The sequence below is a fragment of the Lentzea sp. NPDC036955 genome, from assembly GCF_055608005.1.
In genome coordinates, this window is record NZ_JBVJRC010000012.1 from 198,823 (window position 1) to 218,253 (window position 19,431).

Annotated in this window: 17 protein-coding genes; 14 read left to right on the forward strand and 3 right to left on the reverse strand. The window is 72.4% G+C overall.

Annotation, left to right across the window (positions count from 1 at the left end; translation table 11 throughout):
- Positions 1 to 4: 4 nt before the first annotated feature.
- Positions 5 to 2,782, reverse strand: a complete 2,778-nt coding sequence (locus tag ACZ7CF_RS36150; RefSeq protein ID WP_470371886.1) for an AfsR/SARP family transcriptional regulator — start codon at positions 2,780 to 2,782, stop codon at positions 5 to 7.
- A gap of 319 nt (positions 2,783 to 3,101) precedes the next feature.
- On the opposite strand from ACZ7CF_RS36150, the gene ACZ7CF_RS36155 reads away from it, so the two are divergent.
- Both ACZ7CF_RS36155 and ACZ7CF_RS36160 read left to right on the forward strand, forming a co-directional pair.
- Positions 3,102 to 4,373, forward strand: coding sequence for a helix-turn-helix domain-containing protein (locus ACZ7CF_RS36155; protein WP_470371887.1), 1,272 nt, complete (start codon positions 3,102 to 3,104; stop codon positions 4,371 to 4,373).
- Entirely contained in the window at positions 4,370 to 5,662 is a 1,293-nt protein-coding gene (locus tag ACZ7CF_RS36160) for an FAD/NAD(P)-binding protein (protein ID WP_470371888.1), read from the forward strand. Before ACZ7CF_RS36155 ends, ACZ7CF_RS36160 begins: the two co-directional genes overlap by 4 nt.
- Here ACZ7CF_RS36160 and ACZ7CF_RS36165 read toward each other — a convergent pair.
- A complete protein-coding gene (locus ACZ7CF_RS36165) occupies positions 5,659 to 6,837 on the reverse strand; it encodes an ROK family protein (RefSeq protein ID WP_470371889.1) in 1,179 nt (392 codons plus the stop codon). The two genes, ACZ7CF_RS36160 and ACZ7CF_RS36165, sit on opposite strands and share 4 nt — an antisense overlap.
- 26 nt (positions 6,838 to 6,863) lie before the next feature.
- Between ACZ7CF_RS36165 and ACZ7CF_RS36170 the strand changes: the two genes are divergently transcribed.
- Together ACZ7CF_RS36170 and ACZ7CF_RS36175 are read left to right on the forward strand one after the other, a co-directional pair.
- Positions 6,864 to 8,033 carry an MFS transporter gene (locus ACZ7CF_RS36170; protein ID WP_360397143.1) on the forward strand — a complete coding sequence of 390 codons (1,170 nt, stop codon included), beginning with the start codon at positions 6,864 to 6,866 and terminating at the stop codon, positions 8,031 to 8,033.
- A gap of 16 nt (positions 8,034 to 8,049) precedes the next feature.
- A complete protein-coding gene (locus ACZ7CF_RS36175) occupies positions 8,050 to 8,790 on the forward strand; it encodes a 3'(2'),5'-bisphosphate nucleotidase CysQ (protein ID WP_360397142.1) in 741 nt (246 codons plus the stop codon).
- A gap of 22 nt (positions 8,791 to 8,812) precedes the next feature.
- Here ACZ7CF_RS36175 and hemW read toward each other — a convergent pair whose 3' ends face one another.
- Positions 8,813 to 10,021 carry a radical SAM family heme chaperone HemW gene (hemW, locus tag ACZ7CF_RS36180; RefSeq protein ID WP_470371890.1) on the reverse strand — a complete coding sequence of 403 codons (1,209 nt, stop codon included), beginning with the start codon at positions 10,019 to 10,021 and terminating at the stop codon, positions 8,813 to 8,815.
- Between the two features lie 369 nt (positions 10,022 to 10,390).
- On the opposite strand from hemW, the gene ACZ7CF_RS36185 reads away from it, so the two are divergent.
- The 10 genes from ACZ7CF_RS36185 (at position 10,391) to ACZ7CF_RS36230 (ending at position 19,405) form a co-directional block, all read left to right on the forward strand.
- Complete coding sequence (locus ACZ7CF_RS36185) at positions 10,391 to 12,070, forward strand: nitrite/sulfite reductase (protein ID WP_360397140.1); 1,680 nt, start codon at positions 10,391 to 10,393, stop codon at positions 12,068 to 12,070.
- The gene (locus tag ACZ7CF_RS36190) at positions 12,067 to 12,225 is read left to right on the forward strand and encodes an Insertion element protein (RefSeq protein ID WP_360397139.1); all 159 of its coding nucleotides are present in this window, start codon (positions 12,067 to 12,069) and stop codon (positions 12,223 to 12,225) included. The genes ACZ7CF_RS36185 and ACZ7CF_RS36190 overlap by 4 nt, the downstream gene beginning before the upstream one ends.
- Complete coding sequence (locus ACZ7CF_RS36195) at positions 12,222 to 12,917, forward strand: phosphoadenylyl-sulfate reductase (protein WP_360397138.1); 696 nt, start codon at positions 12,222 to 12,224, stop codon at positions 12,915 to 12,917. Before ACZ7CF_RS36190 ends, ACZ7CF_RS36195 begins: the two co-directional genes overlap by 4 nt.
- On the forward strand, positions 12,914 to 13,813 hold the full coding sequence (gene cysD, locus ACZ7CF_RS36200) for a sulfate adenylyltransferase subunit CysD (RefSeq protein WP_360397137.1): 900 nt from the start codon (positions 12,914 to 12,916) through the stop codon (positions 13,811 to 13,813). The genes ACZ7CF_RS36195 and cysD overlap by 4 nt, the downstream gene beginning before the upstream one ends.
- Complete coding sequence (locus ACZ7CF_RS36205; RefSeq protein WP_360397136.1) at positions 13,814 to 15,157, forward strand: sulfate adenylyltransferase subunit 1; 1,344 nt, start codon at positions 13,814 to 13,816, stop codon at positions 15,155 to 15,157.
- A 53-nt stretch (positions 15,158 to 15,210) separates the two neighbouring features.
- Positions 15,211 to 16,221 carry an ABC transporter substrate-binding protein gene (locus tag ACZ7CF_RS36210; protein WP_360397135.1) on the forward strand — a complete coding sequence of 337 codons (1,011 nt, stop codon included), beginning with the start codon at positions 15,211 to 15,213 and terminating at the stop codon, positions 16,219 to 16,221.
- Between the two features lie 30 nt (positions 16,222 to 16,251).
- Positions 16,252 to 17,028: an ABC transporter ATP-binding protein gene (locus ACZ7CF_RS36215; RefSeq protein ID WP_360397134.1), complete on the forward strand. Its 777-nt coding sequence runs from the start codon at positions 16,252 to 16,254 to the stop codon at positions 17,026 to 17,028.
- Complete coding sequence (locus tag ACZ7CF_RS36220; protein ID WP_360397133.1) at positions 17,012 to 17,884, forward strand: ABC transporter permease; 873 nt, start codon at positions 17,012 to 17,014, stop codon at positions 17,882 to 17,884. The genes ACZ7CF_RS36215 and ACZ7CF_RS36220 overlap by 17 nt, the downstream gene beginning before the upstream one ends.
- Positions 17,881 to 18,585 carry a sirohydrochlorin chelatase gene (locus ACZ7CF_RS36225; RefSeq protein ID WP_360397132.1) on the forward strand — a complete coding sequence of 235 codons (705 nt, stop codon included), beginning with the start codon at positions 17,881 to 17,883 and terminating at the stop codon, positions 18,583 to 18,585. Before ACZ7CF_RS36220 ends, ACZ7CF_RS36225 begins: the two co-directional genes overlap by 4 nt.
- Positions 18,586 to 18,793: 208 nt before the next feature.
- Complete coding sequence (locus ACZ7CF_RS36230; RefSeq protein ID WP_470371891.1) at positions 18,794 to 19,405, forward strand: cyclase; 612 nt, start codon at positions 18,794 to 18,796, stop codon at positions 19,403 to 19,405.
- The last annotated feature ends 26 nt before the right edge of the window (positions 19,406 to 19,431 follow it).

A 19,431-nucleotide genomic window follows, 5' to 3' on the forward strand; every position in this document is an offset into this window, starting at 1 on the left:
CCGGTCAGCTGACGGCGGCCAGCCCCTGCCGCACCACCGCCGCCTCCGGCACCCCCATCTCCTCGAAGTGCCGCAACGCGATCCGCCAGCGCTCCGCCGCACCACCGGTGTCGGACCGGTCGGCCAGCACCCGCGCGGCACCGTCGAGGGCACGGGCGATCTCCACCCGGAACCCGGTGTCCTCGGCGAGCCTGCGGGCCCGGTCGTGCCGTTCCAGCGCCACGTCCAGCTCGCCGCGGTCGTAGTGCACGCGCCCGAGCAGGTTCGCCGCCCACGCCGCCTGGGCCTGGTTCCCCTGGGACCGCAACAACGCCGAGGCGTACGACCCGAGCTCCCCCGCCTCGTCGAGGCTGCCCTCGCGCCGGCACACGTCGGCGTAGCGGGCGAGCACGATGCCCTCGTCGCCGGGCGAGGCGCTGTCCTTCGCCAGGCGCAGCGCGGAGTCCAGGGTGAGCCGGGCGGCGGTGAAGTCGTGCACGGCGGCCTGCGCGGAGGCGTAGTCCACCAGCACGGCCACCTCGCAGGACACGTCGAGCCGGTGCCCGTCCTCCGCGGCGGCCCGGTGGTAGGGCAACGCCTCGGTGAAGCGGCCGAACTCGTTGAGCAGCTTGCCGATCGCGGCCTCTGCTGCCCGGCGCAGCACCACGTCGCCGTCCTCCACGGCGATGGCGAGCGCCTGGTCCGCGCACTCGTGGGCCTGACCGAGCCGGCCGAAGTGCCAGTGCGGGGTGGCGAGCCGGTGCAGGACCCGTCCCTCCAGCGTCCGGTCACCGGTGGCGCGGGCGGACTCCAGCGCCTGTTCGTGCACCCACAGCATGTCCGTCATGCGCCCGCGCAGCCGCAGGTACGGGTGCAGCGCCTCGGAAAGGTGGCACACGTGCTCGTGCAGCTCGTCGGCCGCGGCACCGCGCACGGCGGCCAGCAGCCCGCCGCACTCGGCGTCGAACCACGTCACCGCGTCGTTCCTGGTGCGCAACCGGGGCAGCTGCGCGGGCGGGTACAGGTAGCGCGGCCGGGGCCGGGCCCGGCGGTGCACCAGCAGGTCGGCCGCGGCGCCGGCGGCGCAGAGCTGGTAGTCGAGCAGCCGGTGCACCGCCATCGTGCGCAGCCCCGGCGGTTCCACCCGGCCCACCAGCGAGCGGGCCAGGCTGTGCACCAGGTCGTGCAGGCCGTACCGGCCCTGCGCGAGCTGCACGACCAGCCGCACGTCCAGCAGGTCCTCCAGGACGCTCTCGGCCCTGCCCAGCGCCATGTCGGCGAGCGCCGCGACGGCGTGGACGTCGACCTCGGTCGCGGGCACCAGGCCGAGCAGCCGGAACACCCGCTGGTGGCCGGGTTCGAGCGCGTCGTAGGACAGGCCGATCGCGGCCGCGACGCTGCGGTCGCCGACCGCGAGCTCGCTCATCTTGCGCTCCTCGTCCCGCAGCCGGTCGACGAGGTAGCGGATCGTCCAGCGCTCCCGGTTGTGCAGCCGGGTGCAGGCGATCCGGATCGCGAGCGGCAGCCGGTCGCAGGCGGTGACGAGGTCGCGGGCCGCCTCGGGTTCGCGGGCGACCCGGTCGTCGCCGAGGATGCCGAGGACCAGCTCCAGCCCCTCCTCCTCGGGTGGCGGTGCGAGCGACAACGACAGCGTGCCGTCGAGACCGGTGAGCCGGGACCGGCTGGTGATCATCACGAGACCGTCGGACGACCCCGGCAGCAACGCCCTGACCTGCGCGCTGTCCACGACGTTGTCCAGCAGCACCATGATCCGCCGGCCCGCCGTGCGCATCCGCCACAGCACGGCCCGCGCGGACAGGTCGTCGGGCAGCTGGTCGCGCGGCACACCGGCCTGCCGCAGCACCGTCCCGAGCGCCTCGACCGGGTCCATGGGCTTGCGGTCGACGGCGTACCCGAGCAGGTCGACGTAGAACTGCCCGTCCGGGAAGCCGTCCGCGAGCCGGTGCGCCATGTGCACGAGCAGCGAGGTCTTGCCGACACCGGCCATCCCGTCGACCGCGACGATCATCAGCCCCCGGCCGGCCCGGCCGCCGACGAACTCGCTGATCCGCCGCTGTTCGTCCACCCGGCCCACGAAGTCGGTCATGTCGTACGGCAACGCTTGCGGCACCGCCGTCTCCTGCGGCGCGTGCACGGCGGTGTCGAGCTCCGGCTCGTTGCGCAGGATGCGTTCGTGCAGCTGCATCAGCTCCGGACCGGGGTCGATGCCCAGCTCGTCCGCGAGCAGCCGGCGCCCCTCCTCGTAGACCCGCAGGGCGTCCGCCTGCCGGCCCGACCGGTACAGCGCGAGCATCAGCTGGCCGCGGGTGGTCTCGCGCAGCGGGTGCTCGTCCAGCAGCGCGCGCAGGTCGGCGACGAGCTCCCGCGCCGCGCCCAGCTCCAGCCTGGTCTCCATCAGCTGGTCGGCGGCGGCGATCCGGCGTTCGTCGAGCACCGCCACGGCCGCGCGGACGACCGGGCTGTCGATGCCCGCGAGCGCCGGACCGCGCCACAGCGACAGCGCGGCGGTCAGGTGCTCGATCACCCCGGCGGCGTCCTCTGCCTCGCGGGCCTGCCGCACCCGCAGGTCGAACAGCCCGAGATCGGTCTGGGTGTCCTGCACCACCGCCCGGTAGCCGGCGCCGTCGGTGACGATCAGCCCCGCACCGCCCGGCAGCCGCCTGCGCAGGTCCGCGACGATCTTGCGGACCTGGGTCGCCGCGGTCATCGGCGGCTGGTCACCCCAGGCGGCCTCGACGAGCCGCTCGACCATGACCGCACGGTTGCGCTCCAGCAGCAACACCGCGAGAACGCATTCGGCACGTGCACCGCCCAACGGGATCCTCGACCCGCCCGACCACGCCTCGAACGCGCCGAGCACACGAAATTCCACACCCGCCCCCCATGTCAGCGGTGATCATTCCACTTCACCCAGAATGCCGACCCAGCGCACCGCCTGTGCTGGATTCAGCTTCATTAGTTCCTTTTAAACACGGAAGTGGAATATTCACCCGTACATACCAGCCACGAGTTGCACAGCGTGAGGGGAGCCAAAACGGAATCGATGCGGTACACCGGACCGGCATTCTGTCGACAACCGACGACTCGGGGGTCTGGTCTGCATGGATTCCTTAACGCAACGGCAACTCGGCTTGCTGTTCCGGAAATACCGAACAGATAGGCGCCTCACGCAACGCCAATTGGCGAAACTGTCGGGCGTCAGCGTGCGCACGATTAGGGACATCGAGCTCGGCAGCTCCCAGCAACCCCGCAGGGAGACCGTGCGGCTCATGGCCAATGCGCTGGGACTGACCAGTCGGGAACACACGGAAATCGAGGAGGCCTCGGGTCGGCGCGTGACCACGGAGGACCTGCGCTTCGTGTTCGCGACGAGCGAGATGCCCCCTCCCTCGCCCATCGACGCGCTCGTCGGACGGCGCGCGGAACTGGCCGCGCTGGCCGGTTCGCTGCGCTCGGGCGGCGACCGGCTCGTCACGATCACCGGCCTCGGCGGCGTGGGCAAGACCCGCCTCGCGCTGGAGGTGGCGGTGGCGCTGCACGACATGGACGGACTGGCGGTGCTGTGGTCCTCGCCCGACCCGCTGCACCCGACGTCGGTGCGCGCCCCCGCGCAGCTCGGCGCGGTGCTGCGGTCCGGTCTCGACGCCCTGCGCGGGCACGGTGCCGGTGAGCTGGCCGAGATCATCGCCGACCAACCGGCGCTGGTCGTGCTGGACTCCTGGACCGCGCACCGGCCGGAGCTGGCGCTGGCGCTGCTGCAGGACTGCCCGCGGGTGCGCGTCCTGATCACCGCGGCGGACCCGCTGCGCCTGCCCGGCGAACGCGTGGTCCCGCTGGGTCCGCTGGCGGTCCCGCACCGCCACACCGACCCGGCCGAGGTCGCGCGGGTGCCGTCGGTCGAGCTGCTCATCCGGTACGCGCGCCAGTCCCGTCCCGGTTTCCGGCTCACCGACGCCAACCTGCACGCGGTGGCCGGGCTCGCCCGCGGCACCGACGGCATCCCCGCGGTGCTGGCCTCGGTCGCGCAGTGGCTCGCGGTCTACGAGCCGGACGCCCTGTGCGACCAGGTGAACGACGACCCGTTCGGCTTCTTCGACGGCCTGCGCGACCGCATCACGGCACGTCTGGACGCGCTGGACGGCGCCGAACGCGTGCTGCTCGAACGCCTGTCGCTGCTCGACAGCGCCTGGTCGGTCACCGACGCCGTGACCGCCACCGGTCTGCCGCCGAGCACCTGCGCGCGGCTCGTGCGCGGCCTGCTCGTCAGCGGCGTGGTGCGGCCCGCCTCCGCGCAGGGGCGCTCCCGGTTCGGGGTGCTCAGCCTGGTGCGCTCGCTGTCGTGCGCCCAGCCCGCCGGGGTGGGCGCGGCGTGATCGCGGTGATCGGGGCGGGCGCGGCCGGGGTGACGACAGCGGCCCGGCTGCTGGAGCGCGGTGCCGCCGTGTGCCTGGTCGACCCGGCCGAGGAACGCGGGCGCGGGGTCGCCTACCGCACCGACGACCCCCGGCACCTGCTCAACGTCCCCGCGGGGAAGATGAGCGCGCGGGAGGACGACCCCGGTGACTTCGCGCGGTGGGCCGGGGTGGCGGCGGCGGACTTCGTGCCGCGCCGGGTGTTCGGTGCCTACCTCGCCGCTCACCTGGACGGCGTGTCGGCCCGCCACCCCGGCCGGCTGCGGGTGGTGCGCGACCGCGCGACGAGGATCGGCCACGACGCCGGTGCCGTGCGGATCTCGTTGGCAGCGGGCGACTTCCGCACCGCCGACGCCGCCGTTCTCGCGCTGGGCGCGGTCGGCACCCGCGACGACTGGGTGCCCACCGGCACCCCGGACTCGGCCGCGTTCGTGCCGGACCCCTGGGCTCCCGGCGCGCTGGAGCGCATCCGCGACGACCGCGACGTCGTGCTGGTCGGCACCGGCCTGACCGCCGTCGACCTCGCGATGACGCTCGGCCGGCCCGGTCGCGTGGTGCACGCCGTGTCGCGCACCGGCCTGCTGCCGCGCCGCCACCGCCCGGCACAACCGATGCGGCCACCGGAGCTCGCCGGCTGCACCGGTCTCGACGACGTCCGCCGGGTGGTGTCGGCGCACGTGCGGGAGTCGTTGCGGCGCCACGGCGACTGGCGGCCCGCGCTGGACAGCCTCCGCCCGGTCACCGCGCGGCTGTGGGACCTGCTGCCGTTGCCGGACCGCTCCCGGTTCCTCGCGGAGGACCTGCGGTCGTGGGAGGTCCACCGGCACCGCATGCCCGGCACGACCGCGCGGACGCTGGTCCGCCTGCGCCGCGCGGGAGAGCTGCGCACCCACCGCACCGGGGTCACCGGTGTGCGGATGGTCCCCGGCGGGGTCGTCCTGCGGCTGGGCGACGGGACCGAGCTCACGGCGGGCACCGTCGTCAACTGCACCGGCGTGCGCCACGACGTGCGGCGCTGCCCCGACCCGCTCGTCGCCGGCCTGCTCGCGGACGGCCACGCGACCCCCGGACCGCTCGGGCTCGGCTTCGACACGCTGCCGGACGGCCGGGTGCGCGGTGGCGCTCCACTGTGGACGCTCGGTGCGCTGCGGCGCGGGAACCTCTGGGAGACGACGGCGTTCCCGGAGATCCGCGCGCAGGCCGCGGCGGTGGCCCGGTCCGTGACGAGCGCGCTGGGGGTGCCGTGCTAACCCAGGACCCCCAGCGGGTCGTCGAGCACCGGCTGCCACGCCAGCTCCGCGGCCCCGACCAGGCTGTTGTGCGCCAGCTCCGCCGGCACGAGCGGCACGCTGCGCTCCCACAGCCCGCGGTCGGCGACCAGCGCGGCCAGCCGCCGCGGATCGCGTTCGAGCAGGGCCGCGTGCAGCCCGCCGAGCACGATCCGGTCCGGGTTCAGCACGTTCACCAGCCCGGCGAGGCCGACCGCGAGCCGTTCGACCACGCCCCGCACCGCGGGATGCCCGTCCCGCACCAGTTCCTCGGCCTGGACGAGGGGCGCGACGTCCGGTCGCACCTCGCGCCCGGCCGCCTCCAGCAGCCCGATCGGGTCGGTCTCCACGTCGAGACAGCCCCGGTTGCCGCAGTGGCACCACCGACCAGAGGGGTTGACCGTGACATGACCGACCTCCATCGACAGCCCGGAACTGCCCGTGTAGAGCTGTCCGCCGACCACGAACGCGCCACCGACACCGCGGTGCCCGGTGGCGGTCATCAGCAGGTGCGTGGCACCCCGGCCGGCGCCGTGCCGGTGCTCGGCCAGCGCGGCGAGGTTGACGTCGTTCGCGACGAACGCCGGCACCGCGAGCCCTGCCCGTCGCACCTGCTCGGTGAAGACGGCCAGCACCGGCGCGCCGACCGGCCACGCCAGGTGCAGCGGGTTCAACGCCGTCCCGCCGGGGCGGCTCACCGCGGACGGCACGGCCAGACCGGCGCCCACGCACCGCCGGCCGGTCCCCCCGACCAGCTCGGCACCCGCGCCCACCACGGCGGACAGCACGTCCGCGGGATCGGCGCCGACCGGCGAGCGCTCGGCCGCGGTCGCCACGACCACCCCGCCGAGGCCCACGACGGCCACCCGGAACCCGTCCACGTGCACCTGCGCCGCCAGCACGACCGGGCCGTCCGGGTCGAGCACGATCCGGTGCGACGGCCGGCCACGCGACGTAGCGGGTGCCCCCGGACGGGTGTCGTTGTGGATCAGTCCCAGCGCCTCCAGCTCGGCGGTCACCGCACCCGTCGTCGCGCGGGAAACGCCCAGCTCAGCGGTCAGGTCAGCGCGTGTCGCGACCTGCCCGAGGTGCACCAGCGAGAGCACCCGCCCCAGGACGGCGTGCCCCCGCTTCAGCCTTGGCCTCGTCTCCGTCATGCCCCTACACTCATTTTGTGCCACCGATGAACAAATTATCCACGACCACGAACCCGGCACCGGCTGCACTCGTGCAGCTGCGCATCGCGGTGACCATGTTCTTCGCGCTCGGCGGCTTCCTCTTCGCCGGCTGGGCGGTGCGCATCCCCGCGATCAAGGACCAGACAGCGGCCACACCCGGTGCCCTCGGCCTCGCGCTCTTCGCGATGACCGGCTCGGCGGTCGCCACCATGAGCGTGGCGGGCAGCCTCTGCCAGCGCTTCGGCAGCAGGCAGGTCACCATCGCCACGGCCGCGCTGCTGTCGGTCAGCGTCGTGCTGCCGACGTTCACGCACTCGGCGCTGACGCTCGGCCTGTCGCTGCTGCTGTTCGGCGTCGCGTACGGCGGCATCGACGTGGCGGTCAACAGCGTCGCCATCGACCTCGTCGAGGCGGTGCAGCGCCCGGTCATGCCCAGCCTGCACGCGGCGAACAGCCTCGGCAGCCTCGCCGGCGCGGGACTCGGCGGCCTGCTGGCCTCGCACCTGACACCCACCGCACACATGCTGCTCCTCGCCCCAGTCGGCCTGCTGATCACGGCGTGGTTCGGCCGGGTCCTGCTGGCGCACCCGCTGCCCAGCTCGCACGCCGACGACGGCGCCACCGGCCTGCGGCTGCCGAAGTTCACCTCCGGTGTGCTGCTGTTCGGCCTCATCGGCCTGTGCGCGGCCTACAGCCAGGGTGCGCTCGACAGCTGGGTCCCGCTGCACCTGAGCGACGACCTCGGCGCGAGCCAGGGCCTGGCCGCCGCGGGCTACGCCGTCGTCCAGGGCACCATGACCGTCGGCCGCCTGTCCGGTGTCCGCCTGCTGGAACGCCTGGGGCAGACCAGGGTCGTCGTCATCGGCGGTGCGCTCGCGTGCGCCGGGACACTGGTCGCCGCGCTGTCCCCCGGCCTGCCGCTGGCGTTCGCCGGCCTGGCCGCGACCGGCCTCGGTCTCGCGAACATCTTCCCGGTGGCGATGGCCCGCGCCGGTCAGCTCGGTGGGCCGAACGGGGTGGCTGTCGCTTCGACGCTCGGCTACGGGGGCATCCTGCTCGCGCCGCCCACGATCGGGTTCCTGGCCGGCGAGGTCGGCCTGCCGATCGCGCTGAGCCTGATCGCGTTCATGGTGGCGGCCGCGGCGACGATCGGGTTCGTCGTGCGCAACCGCTGACCGAGGAGGAGGTGCCATGACTTCGGATGTCGAGCTCGCCGCCGAGCTGGCCGAGAGATCCGGGCAACTGCTGCAGGAGCTGCGCCGGGGACCGTTGCGCGGCAAGGAGCTCGGCAAGGCCGGTGACGAGCAGTCGCACGAGCTGCTCGTCAAGGCCCTCGCCGAGGCCCGTCCGGCCGACGCCGTGCTCTCCGAGGAGGGCGACGACGACACCGCCCGTCTGTCCGCCGACCGCGTGTGGATCGTCGACCCGCTCGACGGCACCCGCGAGTACGGGCAGGCCGACCACGCGGACTGGGCCGTGCACGTGGCGCTGTGGCAGCGCGGCCGCGGCATCACCGACGCCGCCGTCGCCCAACCCGCGCTGGACGCCGTCTACACGACCGGCGGCACCACGGCCGCCCAGACCAGCGGCCCGCTGCGGATCGTGGTGAGCGCCAGCAGACCCCCCGAGTTCGCGGCCCCCGTCGCCGACACCCTCGGCGCCGAGCTCGTGCCGATGGGGTCGGCGGGCGCGAAGGCGATGGCGGTGGTCCGCGGCGAGGCCGACGTCTACCTGCACGCCGGTGGTCAGTGGGAGTGGGACTCCGCCGCACCCGTCGGCGTCGCGCTCGCGGCGGGCCTGCACGCCTCCCGCATCGACGGCTCACCGCTGGAGTACAACCGGCCCAAGCCCTACCTGCCGGACCTGCTCATCTGCACACCCCGGCACGCCTCTGCCGTCCTGTCAGCGGTACAGGCGGCGATCGGCGGCTGATCCCCCGCCAGTGGCCCGCTAGCTACGGGAGCAGCCTGCGGACGACGGCGTCGGCGAGCAGCCGCCCGCGGTCGGTGAGCACGCAGCGGTCGTCGAACGGCTCCAGCAAGCCGTCGGCGACCGCCTGCTCCGCCTCCTCGCGACCGGCCGCGTCCAGCACGTCGACCGGCAGGCCCTCGGCGAGCCGCAGCTCCAGCAGCACGCGTTCGACGCGGCGGTCCTCGGCGGTGAGCAGCTCCCGGCCCGCCGCCGGGGACTTCCCCTCGGCCAGCAACGACGAGTACCGCGCCGGGTGCTTCACGTTCCAGAAGCGGACGCCGCCGACGTGGCTGTGCGCGCCGGGCCCGAAGCCCCACCAGTCGGCGCCCTTCCAGTACAGGACGTTGTGCCGGCACCGCGCCTCCACCGAGGTGGCCCAGTTCGACACCTCGTACCAGGAGAACCCGGCGCCGCTCAGCTTCGCGTCGACCAGCTCGTAGGACGAGGCGAGCACGTCGTCGTCCGGCATCGGCAGGTCGCCGCGGCGGATGCGGCGCGCGAGGCCGGTGCCGTCCTCGACGATCAGCGCGTAGGCGGAGACGTGGTCGACGCCCGCGTCGAGCACGGCGTCCAGCGACGCCGCCAGGTCCGCCGGCTGCTCACCCGGTGTGCCGTAGATCAGGTCGAGGTTGACGTGGTCGAAGCCCGCGGCGCGCGCTTCCCGTGCGGCGTCGACCGGACGGCCGGGGGTGTGCTTGCGGTCGAGCACCCGCAGCACGTGGCGGGCGGCGGACTGCATGCCCAGCGACACCCGCGTGTAGCCGGCGGCGCGGATGCCCTCGAAGAACGACGGCGACGTCGACTCCGGGTTCGACTCGGTCGTGACCTCGGCACCGGGAGCCAGGCCGAACGACCGGCGCACCGCGTCCAGCACGTCGGCCAGGCCGGAGGCACCGAGCAACGACGGCGTGCCACCGCCGACGAACACGGTCTCGGCGGGCACTGGCGTCCCCAGCACGGAGGCCGCCAGGTCGAGCTCGCGGCGCAGGCCCTCCAGCCACGACTGGGGCGAGGCGGACGTGCCGAGCTCGCCGGGGGTGTAGGTGTTGAAGTCGCAGTAGCCGCAGCGGGTCGCGCAGAACGGCACGTGCACGTAGACCCCGAACGGGCGGGAGCCGACACCGGCGAGGGCGGAGGGCGGGAGCGAACCGTCGGCGGGCACGGGCTCGCCTTCGGGCAAAGCGGAGGGCATGACCCCCAGTGTCCCCTACGCGGCCCGAATGGCGGTGTTCGACCAGGGGAAGTATCTGTCGGTGACAGAAGTATTACGGAGTGAAACCAGCCTAGGATGTCAACCTCCGCTCGTCAATCCCAGCATCCGGTTGGCGGTGGACCACGCTCTGGGCGGCATGCACACTGAGGTCATGCATTCGACTGGAGTCCGCCTCGTGGCCCGCCGCCACGTCGACTTCCGTCGTGTCTCCAGCGCGATGTGCCGTCGTTCGGCCTGACCGCGCGCTGATTTGTTCCCGTCGGCGCCCGGCGCGCTGACGACGCCCCCACCACAAGCACCTCCGGGCTCGCACGCGCACCGAGCGCCTCGAAACCCCGGAGGATGGCGATGGTCTCGCCGCAGACGTCACCGCGCGCCAAGCAGCGTCGCGGCGAGGGGCAGTGGGCACTCGGCTACCGAGAGCCGCTGAACCCCAACGAGCGGAGCAAGAAGGACGACAACCCGCTCAACGTCCGCGCCCGCATCGAGAACATCTACGCCCACGGCGGTTTCGACTCGATCGACCCGGCCGACCTGCGTGGCCGGTTCCGCTGGTACGGCCTCTACACCCAGCGCAAGCCCGGCATCGACGGCGGCCGCACGGCCACCCTCGAACCGGAGGAGCTGGACGACGAGTTCTTCATGATGCGCGTGCGCAGCGACGGTGGCGCGCTCACCACGCAGCAGCTCAGGGTGCTCGGTGAGATCTCGCAGACCTACGCCCGCGACACCGCGGACATCACCGACCGGCAGAACATCCAGTACCACTGGATCCGGATCGAGGACGTCCCCACGATCTGGCAGCAGCTCGAAGCCGTCGGCCTCACCACGGTGGAGGCGTGCGGCGACAGCCCGCGCGTCATCCTCGGGTCGCCGGTCGCGGGCATCTCGCAGGACGAGGTGGTCAACGGCCAGCCGGCGATCGACACGATCCTCGAGCGCTACATCGGCGACCCGCGCTTCTCGAACCTGCCGCGCAAGTTCAAGACCGCCATCTCCGGTCTGCAGGACGTCGCGCACGAGATCCACGACGTCGCGTTCGTCGGCGTGCACCACCCCGAGCACGGGCCCGGCTTCGACCTCTGGGTCGGCGGCGGCCTGTCCACGAACCCCATGCTGGGCAAGCGGCTCGGCGCCTGGGTGCCGCTCGACGAGGTCCCGGACGTCTGGGAGGCGGTCATCTCCGTCTTCCGCGACTACGGCTACCGCCGGCTGCGGCACCGCGCACGGATCAAGTTCCTCGTCGCCGACTGGGGTCCGGAGAAGTTCCGCCAGGTCGTGGAGGACGAGTACCTCAAGCGCAAGATGATCGACGGCCCCGCGCCGGAGGTCCTCGACCAGCAGCTCGACCACATCGGCGTGCACAAGCAGAAGGACGGCCTGTTCTTCGTCGGCGCCGCACCGGTCGCGGGCCGCGTCTCCGGCTCGGTCCTGGTCGAGGTCGCGAAGATCGCGGAACGGGCGGGCTCCGGCCGCGTCCGGTTCACGCCGCAGCAGAAGATCATCGTGCTGGACGTCGCCGAGACCGCGGTGCCGGCGCTCAAGAGCGACCTCGCGAAGCTCGGCCTGCAGGTCGACCCGTCGCCGTGGCGGCGGGGGATCATGGCCTGCACCGGCATCGAGTTCTGCAAGCTCGCGATCGTCGAGACCAAGGCCCGTGCGCTCGACCTCGTCACGCAGCTCGAAGCGAACCTCAAGGACATCGTCGACGGCGTCACCGCGCCGATCACCGTGCACATCAACGGCTGCCCCAACTCGTGCGCCCGCATCCAGACCGCGGACATCGGGCTCAAGGGCCAGATCGTCACCGACGACGAGGGCAACCAGGTCGAGGGCTTCCAGGTGCACCTGGGCGGCGGCCTCGGCCTCGACGCAGGGTTCGGCCGCAAGCTGCGCGGCCACAAGGTCACCGCGGCCGAGCTGCCCGAGTACGTCGAGCGCGTGGTGCGGAACTTCGTGGCGCAGCGGGAGACCGACGAGCGGTTCGCCCAGTGGGTCGCCCGCGCCGAGGAGGGGTCGCTGCGATGAGCGAGCGCGCGACGCCGTTCTACTGCCCCTACTGCGGCGATGAGGACCTCCGCCCGCAGGAGGAACCCGCCTACGCCTGGCTGTGCACCGGGTGCCGCCGTGTCTTCAAGGTCAGTTTCGTCGGGCTCAACCTGCCGCAGGAGGTGAAGAAGTGAGCGATCTGAAGGAAGACCTCAAGATCGTCGCCGAGGCCGCGCAGGAGGAGCTGGCCAACGCCACCGCGATCGAGGCGCTGGAGTGGACCGCGCGGACGTTCGGCGACAGCTACGTCGTCGCCTCCAACATGCAGGACGCCGTGCTGATCGACCTCGCCGCGCAGGTGAAGCCGAACTTCGACGTGCTGTTCCTGGAGACCGGCTACCACTTCCCGGAGACGATCGGCGTGCGCGACGCCGTCGGTGTCGTCTACCCGGAGGTGCGGATCGTGAACGCCGCCGCCGAACAGTCGGTGGAGGACCAGGAACGCGAGTTCGGCCTGCTGCACCAGACCGACCCGGCCCGGTGCTGCCACCTGCGCAAGGTCGTGCCGCTGCGGCGGGAGCTCGCGAAGTACGACGCCTGGGTGACCGGGGTGCGCCGGGTGGACGCACCGACGCGGGCCGGCACGCCGATCGTGCAGTGGGACGAGCGCAACGGCCTGGTCAAGGTCAACCCGATCGCGCCGTGGTCGGACGACGAGTTCAACGCCTACCTCCACGAGAAGGGTGTTCTGGAGAACCTGTTGGTGCAGGAGGGGTACCCCTCCATCGGGTGCCTGCCGTGCACGTCGAAGCCGCTGCCGGGCCAGGACGCCCGCAGCGGCCGGTGGGCCGGTCAGTCGAAGACGGAATGCGGGTTGCACGGATGACACTGGCTCTGGACACGTTGGGACGCCTCGAGTCCGAGGCGGTCCACATCTTCCGCGAGGTCGCAGGCGAGTTCGACCGGCCGGTGATCCTCTTCTCCGGCGGCAAGGACTCGACACTGCTGCTGCACCTCGCGATCAAGGCGTTCTACCCGGCACCGGTGCCGTTCCCGCTGCTGCACGTCGACACCGGGCACAACTTCGACGAGGTCATCGAGTTCCGCGACCGCGTCGTCGCACGGCACGGGCTGCGCCTGGAGATCGCGAAGGTCCAGGACTGGATCGACGACGGCCGCCTGGAGGAGCGCCCGGACGGCACGCGCAACCCGTTGCAGACCGTGCCGCTGCTGGACTCCATCACGCAGCACAGGTTCGACGCGGTCTTCGGCGGCGGCCGCCGGGACGAGGAACGCGCCCGCGCCAAGGAGCGGATCTTCAGCCTGCGCACGGCGTTCGGCCAGTGGGACCCGAAGCGCCAGCGCCCCGAGCTGTGGAACCTCTACAACGGCCGGCACCGCGCCGGTGAGCACGTCCGGGTGTTCCCGCTGTCCAACTGGACCGAGCTCGACGTGTGGAACTACATCGAGCGCGAGGGCATCGAGCTGCCGGACATCTACTACTCGCACGAACGCGAGGTGTTCCTGCGCGACGGCATGTGGCTCGCCGAGGGCCCGTGGGGCACCGCGCGCGAGGGTGAGACGTTGCAGCGCAAGGTGGTCCGCTACCGCACGGTCGGCGACGGCTCCTGCACCGGTGCCGTCGAGTCCGACGCCGCCGACATCCACGCGGTGATCGCCGAGGTCGCCGCGTCCCGGCTGACCGAGCGCGGCGCGACCCGTGCCGACGACCGGCTGTCCGAGGCCGCCATGGAAGACCGCAAGCGGGAGGGGTACTTCTAGATGAGCGACCTGTTGAGGCTGGCCACCGCGGGCAGCGTGGACGACGGCAAGTCCACGCTCGTGGGCAGGCTGCTCTACGACACCAAGTCCGTGCTCGCGGACACGCTCGACGCCGTGCACCGCGCGAGCGCCGACCGCGGTCTCGCGACGCCAGACCTGTCGTTGCTGGTCGACGGCCTGCGGTCGGAGCGCGAGCAGGGCATCACGATCGACGTGGCGTACCGGTACTTCGCGACGCCGAAGCGGTCGTTCGTCCTCGCCGACACACCGGGGCACGTCCAGTACACCCGCAACACCGTCACCGGCGCGTCCACCGCACAGCTCGCGGTGCTGCTGGTCGACGCGCGCAAGGGCGTCATCGAGCAGACCCGGCGCCACGCGGCGGTTCTCGCGCTGCTGGGCGTGCCGCGGCTCGTGCTGGCGGTCAACAAGATCGACCTCGTGGGCTACGACGAGGTGACGTTCGCGCGCATCGCCAAGGAGTTCACCGCGCACGCCACGGCCCTGGGTTACACCGAGGACTCGGTCGTCGAGATCCCGGTGTCGGCGCTGGCCGGGGACAACGTCGTGGAGAAGTCCGCGAACACGCCCTGGTACTCCGGCCCGACCCTGCTGGAGCACCTGGAGACCGTTCCGGTCGAGCCCGACCCGCACGACGCCCCGTTCCGGTTCCCGGTGCAGTACGTGATCCGCCCGCGCACGGCCGAGCACCTCGACTACCGCGGGTACGCGGGCCTGGTCGCGGCGGGCACGGTCACGCCGGGCGACGAGGTCGTCGTGCTGCCCTCCGGCAGGCGCTCGACCGTCACGAAGATCGACACGGCAGATGGCGAACTGGCCGAAGCGGCGGCCGGCCAGTCCGTCACGCTGCTGCTGGCCGACGACATCGACATCTCCCGCGGCGACCTGATCTCGGTGGCGGGCAACGAGCCCACGGTCACCGACGAGCTGGACGCCACCCTCTGCTGGCTCGCGGAGAAGCCCCTGCGACCCGGCGCCCGAGTCCTCGTCAAGCACGGAACGCGCACCGTGCAGGCGATGGTCACCGACCTGCGCGACCGCTTCGACGAGCAGACGCTGTCCAGTGTGGACCACCCTGCCGCGTTGGAGCTCAACGAGATCGGCCGAGTGGCTCTGCGCCTGGCAGAGCCCGTTCCACTGGACGACTACAGCTTCAGCCGGCGCACCGGGTCCTTCCTGGTGATCGACGCGAGTGACGGTTCCACTCTCGCCGCCGGACTGGTCGGGGCTCCGCTGCCGCTGCTCGAGAACGGCGTGGAGAGCTGTACCGGGGGTAGCACCGCTACCCCCGACAACCACGCCCTCGTCTCCCCCGGTCCCTGAAAGGCCACACCGCCGTGAACCTCAAGTCCGCCCTTGCCGTCGCTCTGATCTCCTTGACCGCCATCTCCGGGTGCAGCCGCGCCGGGACGAGTGACACCCCCGCCGCCGAGTCCAAGGGCGCCGCCGCCGAGGTCCGCCTCGGGTACTTCCCGAACATCACCCACGCCGCCGCGCTGATCGGCGTCGAAAAGGGCCTGTACGCCAAGGAGCTGGGCGGCACGAAGCTGACGACGCAGACGTTCAACGCGGGCCCCGACGAGGTCAACGCCCTGCTCGGCGAGTCACTCGACATCGCCTACATCGGCTCCGGTCCGGCGATCAACGCCTACTCGAAGTCGAAGGGCGAGGCCGTTCGCCTGATCGCCGGCGCGACGTCCGGTGGCGCGCAGCTCGTCGTGAAGCCCGAGGTCAACTCGATCGAGGACCTCAAGGGCAAGGTCGTCGCCACGCCGCAGCTCGCGAACACCCAGGACGTGTCGCTGAAGAAGTACCTGGCGGAGAAGAACCTCACCGGCCAGGTCACCGTGCAGAACGTGGAGAACGCGGCCTCGCTCGACCTGTTCAAGAAGGGCGACATCCAGGCCGCGTGGGCGCCGCAGCCGTGGTCGGCGCGCATCGTCGCCGAGGGCGGCGGCAAGGTGCTGCTGGACGAGAAGACCCTGTGGGAGGGCGGGGCGTTCCCGACCACCGTGGTCATCGTGCGGACGAAGTTCCTGCAGGAGCACCCGGAGACGGTCGAGGCCGTGCTGAAGGGCCACGTCGCCGCGATCGACTGGGCGAAGGCGAACAGGGACGAGGCCAAGAAGACCGCCAACGCGGCCCTGGAGAAGCTCACGTCCAAGAAGCTCGGCGACAAGATCCTCGACGCCGCGTGGGACAACATCGAGCTCACCACCGACGCGCAGGCCAAGCACTTCCCGCAGCTCGCGAAGGACGCCGTGACCGCGGGCGTGGCCAAGGAGGCCGCGAACGTCGCCGGGTACGCCGACTTCACGCTGCTGAACAAGGTGCTCCAGGCGCAGGGCAAGCCGCAGGTGCAAGCAGCCGGACTGGACCAGAAGTAGTCTTCGAAGCCGAGGGGAAGGCACCCGAACATGACCGCCACGCTCGAGACCACTTTCCAGTCCACCGTGGACACCGCCGTCGAACTGGCCGGGGTCCGCAAGGTTTTCGGCCACGGCAGCTCGGCCGTGGTAGCGCTCGACGGGGTGGACCTCAAGGTCAAGCCCGGTGAGTTCGTGTGCCTCCTCGGCGCATCGGGCTGCGGCAAGAGCACGCTGCTGAACATCGTGGCCGGCCTCGACGGCGCGACGGCGGGGGAGCTGCGGCTCAACACGTCGCGCCCGGCCGTCATGTTCCAGGAGCCCGCGCTCATGCCGTGGCTCACCGCCGCCCGCAACGTCGAGCTGGCGTTGCGGTTCGCCGGTGTCGGCCGCCTGGCGCGCAAGCGGCGGGCGCTGGAGCTGCTGGAGCTGGTGCGGCTGGGCGACGTCGCGGACAAGCGCCCGCACGAGCTGTCCGGCGGCATGCGGCAGCGCGTGGCGCTGGCCCGCGCGCTGGCGTCCACCACCGTGGCCGCGGACGGTTCCCCGGCCCTGCTGCTGATGGACGAGCCGTTCGCCGCGCTCGACGCGATCACCCGCGACGTGCTGCAGGCCGAGCTGATCCGGGTGTGGGAGACCACGAACACCGCGATCATCTTCGTCACGCACGACGTGCGCGAGGCGGTCCGGCTGGGCCAGCGGGTCGTGCTGCTGTCCTCCCGCCCCGGTCGCGTGGTGCGCGAGTGGGACGTGGCGGACTCGCGCGACGAGCTGCTCGACGAGATCAACACCCACCTGCGAGAGGTCATCAGTGGCCACGCCTCCTGACACGCTCGACAAGGTCGGCGCCGGCCTCGACGCGCTCGACGTCCCCGTCGAGACGCAGAAACCGCCGGTGTGGCGCCGCTTCCTGAAGACCGGCGTGCCGCCGATCATCGCCTTCGCCCTGCTCATCGGCGTGTGGCAGGCGCTGTGGGCGTCGGCGGTCCTGCCGGAGTTCCAGCTGCCGGCCCCGGTCAACGTGTGGAACGAGCTGGTGCGCTCGATCGGCTCCGGCGAGGCCTTCGGCATCCTGTGGACCTCGTTGCACCGCGCGGTGTTCGGGTTCATCGCGGCGGTGCTGATCGCGACCCCGCTGGGTCTGCTGGTGGCCAAGGTCAAGGTGGTGCGCGCGGCGATCGGGTCGTTGCTGACCGGCCTGCAGTCGCTGCCGTCGGTGGCCTGGGTGCCGGCCGCGATCCTGTGGTTCGGCGTGACGCCGTCGACGATCTACTTCGTCGTGCTGATGGGTTCGGTGCCGTCGATCGCGAACGGCCTGGTGGCGGGCATCGACCAGATCCCGCCGCTGCTGCCGCGGGTCGGCCGCGCGCTGGGAGCGGGCAGGCTGGCCTCGGCCCGGCACATCCTGCTGCCCGCCGCTCTGCCCGGTTACCTGGCGGGCCTGAAGCAGGGCTGGGCGTTCTCGTGGCGCTCGCTGATGGCCGCGGAGATCATCGCCACGTCACCGCAGCTGGGCACCGGTCTCGGCCAGTACCTGCACAACGGGTCGTCGCTGAACGACATCAACATGGTGATCGCGGCGATCTTCCTGATCCTGCTGGTGGGCATCGGCATCGAGCTGCTGCTGTTCCGCCCGATGGAACGCGCGGTGCTGCGCGCCCGCGGCCTGACGGGGGCGCTGTGACCCCGCTGATCGCCGTGGCGCACGGCAGCCGCGACCCGCGTTCGGCAGCGTCGATCCACGCGCTGCTGGACGTGGTGCGCTCGCTGCGCCCGGAGCTCGACGTGCGCGGGGCGTTCCTGGACCTGTGCGCCCCGCGGCTGCACGACGTGCTGCGCGAGCCCTCCGTCGTCGTCCCCCTGTTGCTGGGCAAGGCGTTCCACGCACGGGTGGACGTGCCGGCCGCGGTGGCCGAGTCGCGCGTGCCCGCCGAGGTGGCGGACGTGCTCGGACCGGACCCGCGGCTGGAGTCGGCGGCACTGCGGCGGTTGTCGGAGGCCGGCGTGTCGTTCGGCGACCGGTCCCTGGGCGTGGTCGTGGCCGGCGCCGGCTCCTCGCACGCACCGGCCAACGAGGCCGTGGCACGGGTCGCCCGGCGGTGGGCGCGGGAGTCGGGCTGGGCCGGCGTGGAGGCGGCGTTCGCGTCGATCGCCACGCCGACCGTGCCCGAGGCCGTGGAACGGCTGAAGGCCCGCGGCGCCCGCCGCATCGCCGTCGCGTCGTGGTTCCTGGCACCGGGCCTGCTGCCGGACAAGGTGGCGGCGCTGGCCGGACCCGACGTGCTGGTGGCGCGGCCGTTGGGGGACGACGTCGAGGTGGCGCAGCTGGTGCTGGACCGGTACGACGAGGCCCTGGCCCGTCAGCCGGTGGCCCGCTCCGCTTAGGGCGAAGACGAACCGAAGGGCGGTCTGCTGCGGCAGACCGCCCTTCGCCGTTCCGGGTGACACTTCCGGACGCCGCCGCGAGATCGGGTCCGCAGCGCCGTTCGGGGGATGTGCGGCGCGAGGTGTTGACGTGAAACTTACTCATGAGTAGGCAGAGAACCACGTCGCGTGCTGGGAGTGCCCCTCGTCCACTCAACGGGGAGAGACCATGAGGCTGGCCGGAGTCGCTTCACTGCTACTGGTACCGATGCTGGTGTTCACCGCGAACGCGTCAGCAGCTCCGCAGACCATCACCTTCAAGCTCAGGGCGACCGCCGTCGGGCAGACGTCGGACTTCACGCTCGACCAGGGCGTGAGCGCGTCCGCACCGGCCACCGTCGCACCGAACGGGGTCGTCAAGGTCACCGTCGACCCGGCGCCCAACCAGGTGCCGTCCGAGGCGGCCGGGCGGCAGGTGCGGGAGATCAAGGGGCTCGCGCTGCGGCTGCCGGTGCCGGCCGGCTCGAAGTTCCGGTCCGCGTCGCTGTCCGGCGGGTCCGGGCTGGGTGGCACGCCGGCGATCGCCCTGTCCGGCAACGACGTCGTGCTCTCCGTGCCCGGTCCGCTCAAGGGCGGTGCCGCGTTCGAGCTGCCGGTGGTCACGATCACCCTGCAGGCCGGCGCCTCCGGCACGATCACCACGAAGCTCGGTGGCAGCAGCTACGACGCCCCCGGCCTCACCTTCACCGCCGTCGTGTCGGTGCTCGGGTTCCCGGTCAACGCCGCCGCGAAGGGCTACCCGGACCCCAGCCCCGTCCTGACGACCACGACGATCGGCTGACCGCCCCGGTGCCCCACCCCCTGCCG

Excerpts from the sequence above, each read along its gene's own strand:
- ACZ7CF_RS36155 (WP_470371887.1), top strand. The coding sequence starts at position 3,102 with ATGGATTCCTTAACGCAACGGCAACTCGGCTTGCTGTTCCGGAAATAC.
- ACZ7CF_RS36165 (WP_470371889.1), bottom strand. The coding sequence starts at position 6,837 with ATGACGGAGACGAGGCCAAGGCTGAAGCGGGGGCACGCCGTCCTGGGG.
- ACZ7CF_RS36170 (WP_360397143.1), top strand. The coding sequence starts at position 6,864 with ATGAACAAATTATCCACGACCACGAACCCGGCACCGGCTGCACTCGTG.
- ACZ7CF_RS36175 (WP_360397142.1), top strand. The coding sequence starts at position 8,050 with ATGACTTCGGATGTCGAGCTCGCCGCCGAGCTGGCCGAGAGATCCGGG.
- hemW (WP_470371890.1), bottom strand. The coding sequence starts at position 10,021 with ATGCCCTCCGCTTTGCCCGAAGGCGAGCCCGTGCCCGCCGACGGTTCG.
- ACZ7CF_RS36185 (WP_360397140.1), top strand. The coding sequence starts at position 10,391 with ATGGTCTCGCCGCAGACGTCACCGCGCGCCAAGCAGCGTCGCGGCGAG.
- ACZ7CF_RS36190 (WP_360397139.1), top strand. The coding sequence starts at position 12,067 with ATGAGCGAGCGCGCGACGCCGTTCTACTGCCCCTACTGCGGCGATGAG.
- cysD (WP_360397137.1), top strand. The coding sequence starts at position 12,914 with ATGACACTGGCTCTGGACACGTTGGGACGCCTCGAGTCCGAGGCGGTC.
- ACZ7CF_RS36205 (WP_360397136.1), top strand. The coding sequence starts at position 13,814 with ATGAGCGACCTGTTGAGGCTGGCCACCGCGGGCAGCGTGGACGACGGC.
- ACZ7CF_RS36215 (WP_360397134.1), top strand. The coding sequence starts at position 16,252 with ATGACCGCCACGCTCGAGACCACTTTCCAGTCCACCGTGGACACCGCC.
- ACZ7CF_RS36230 (WP_470371891.1), top strand. The coding sequence starts at position 18,794 with ATGAGGCTGGCCGGAGTCGCTTCACTGCTACTGGTACCGATGCTGGTG.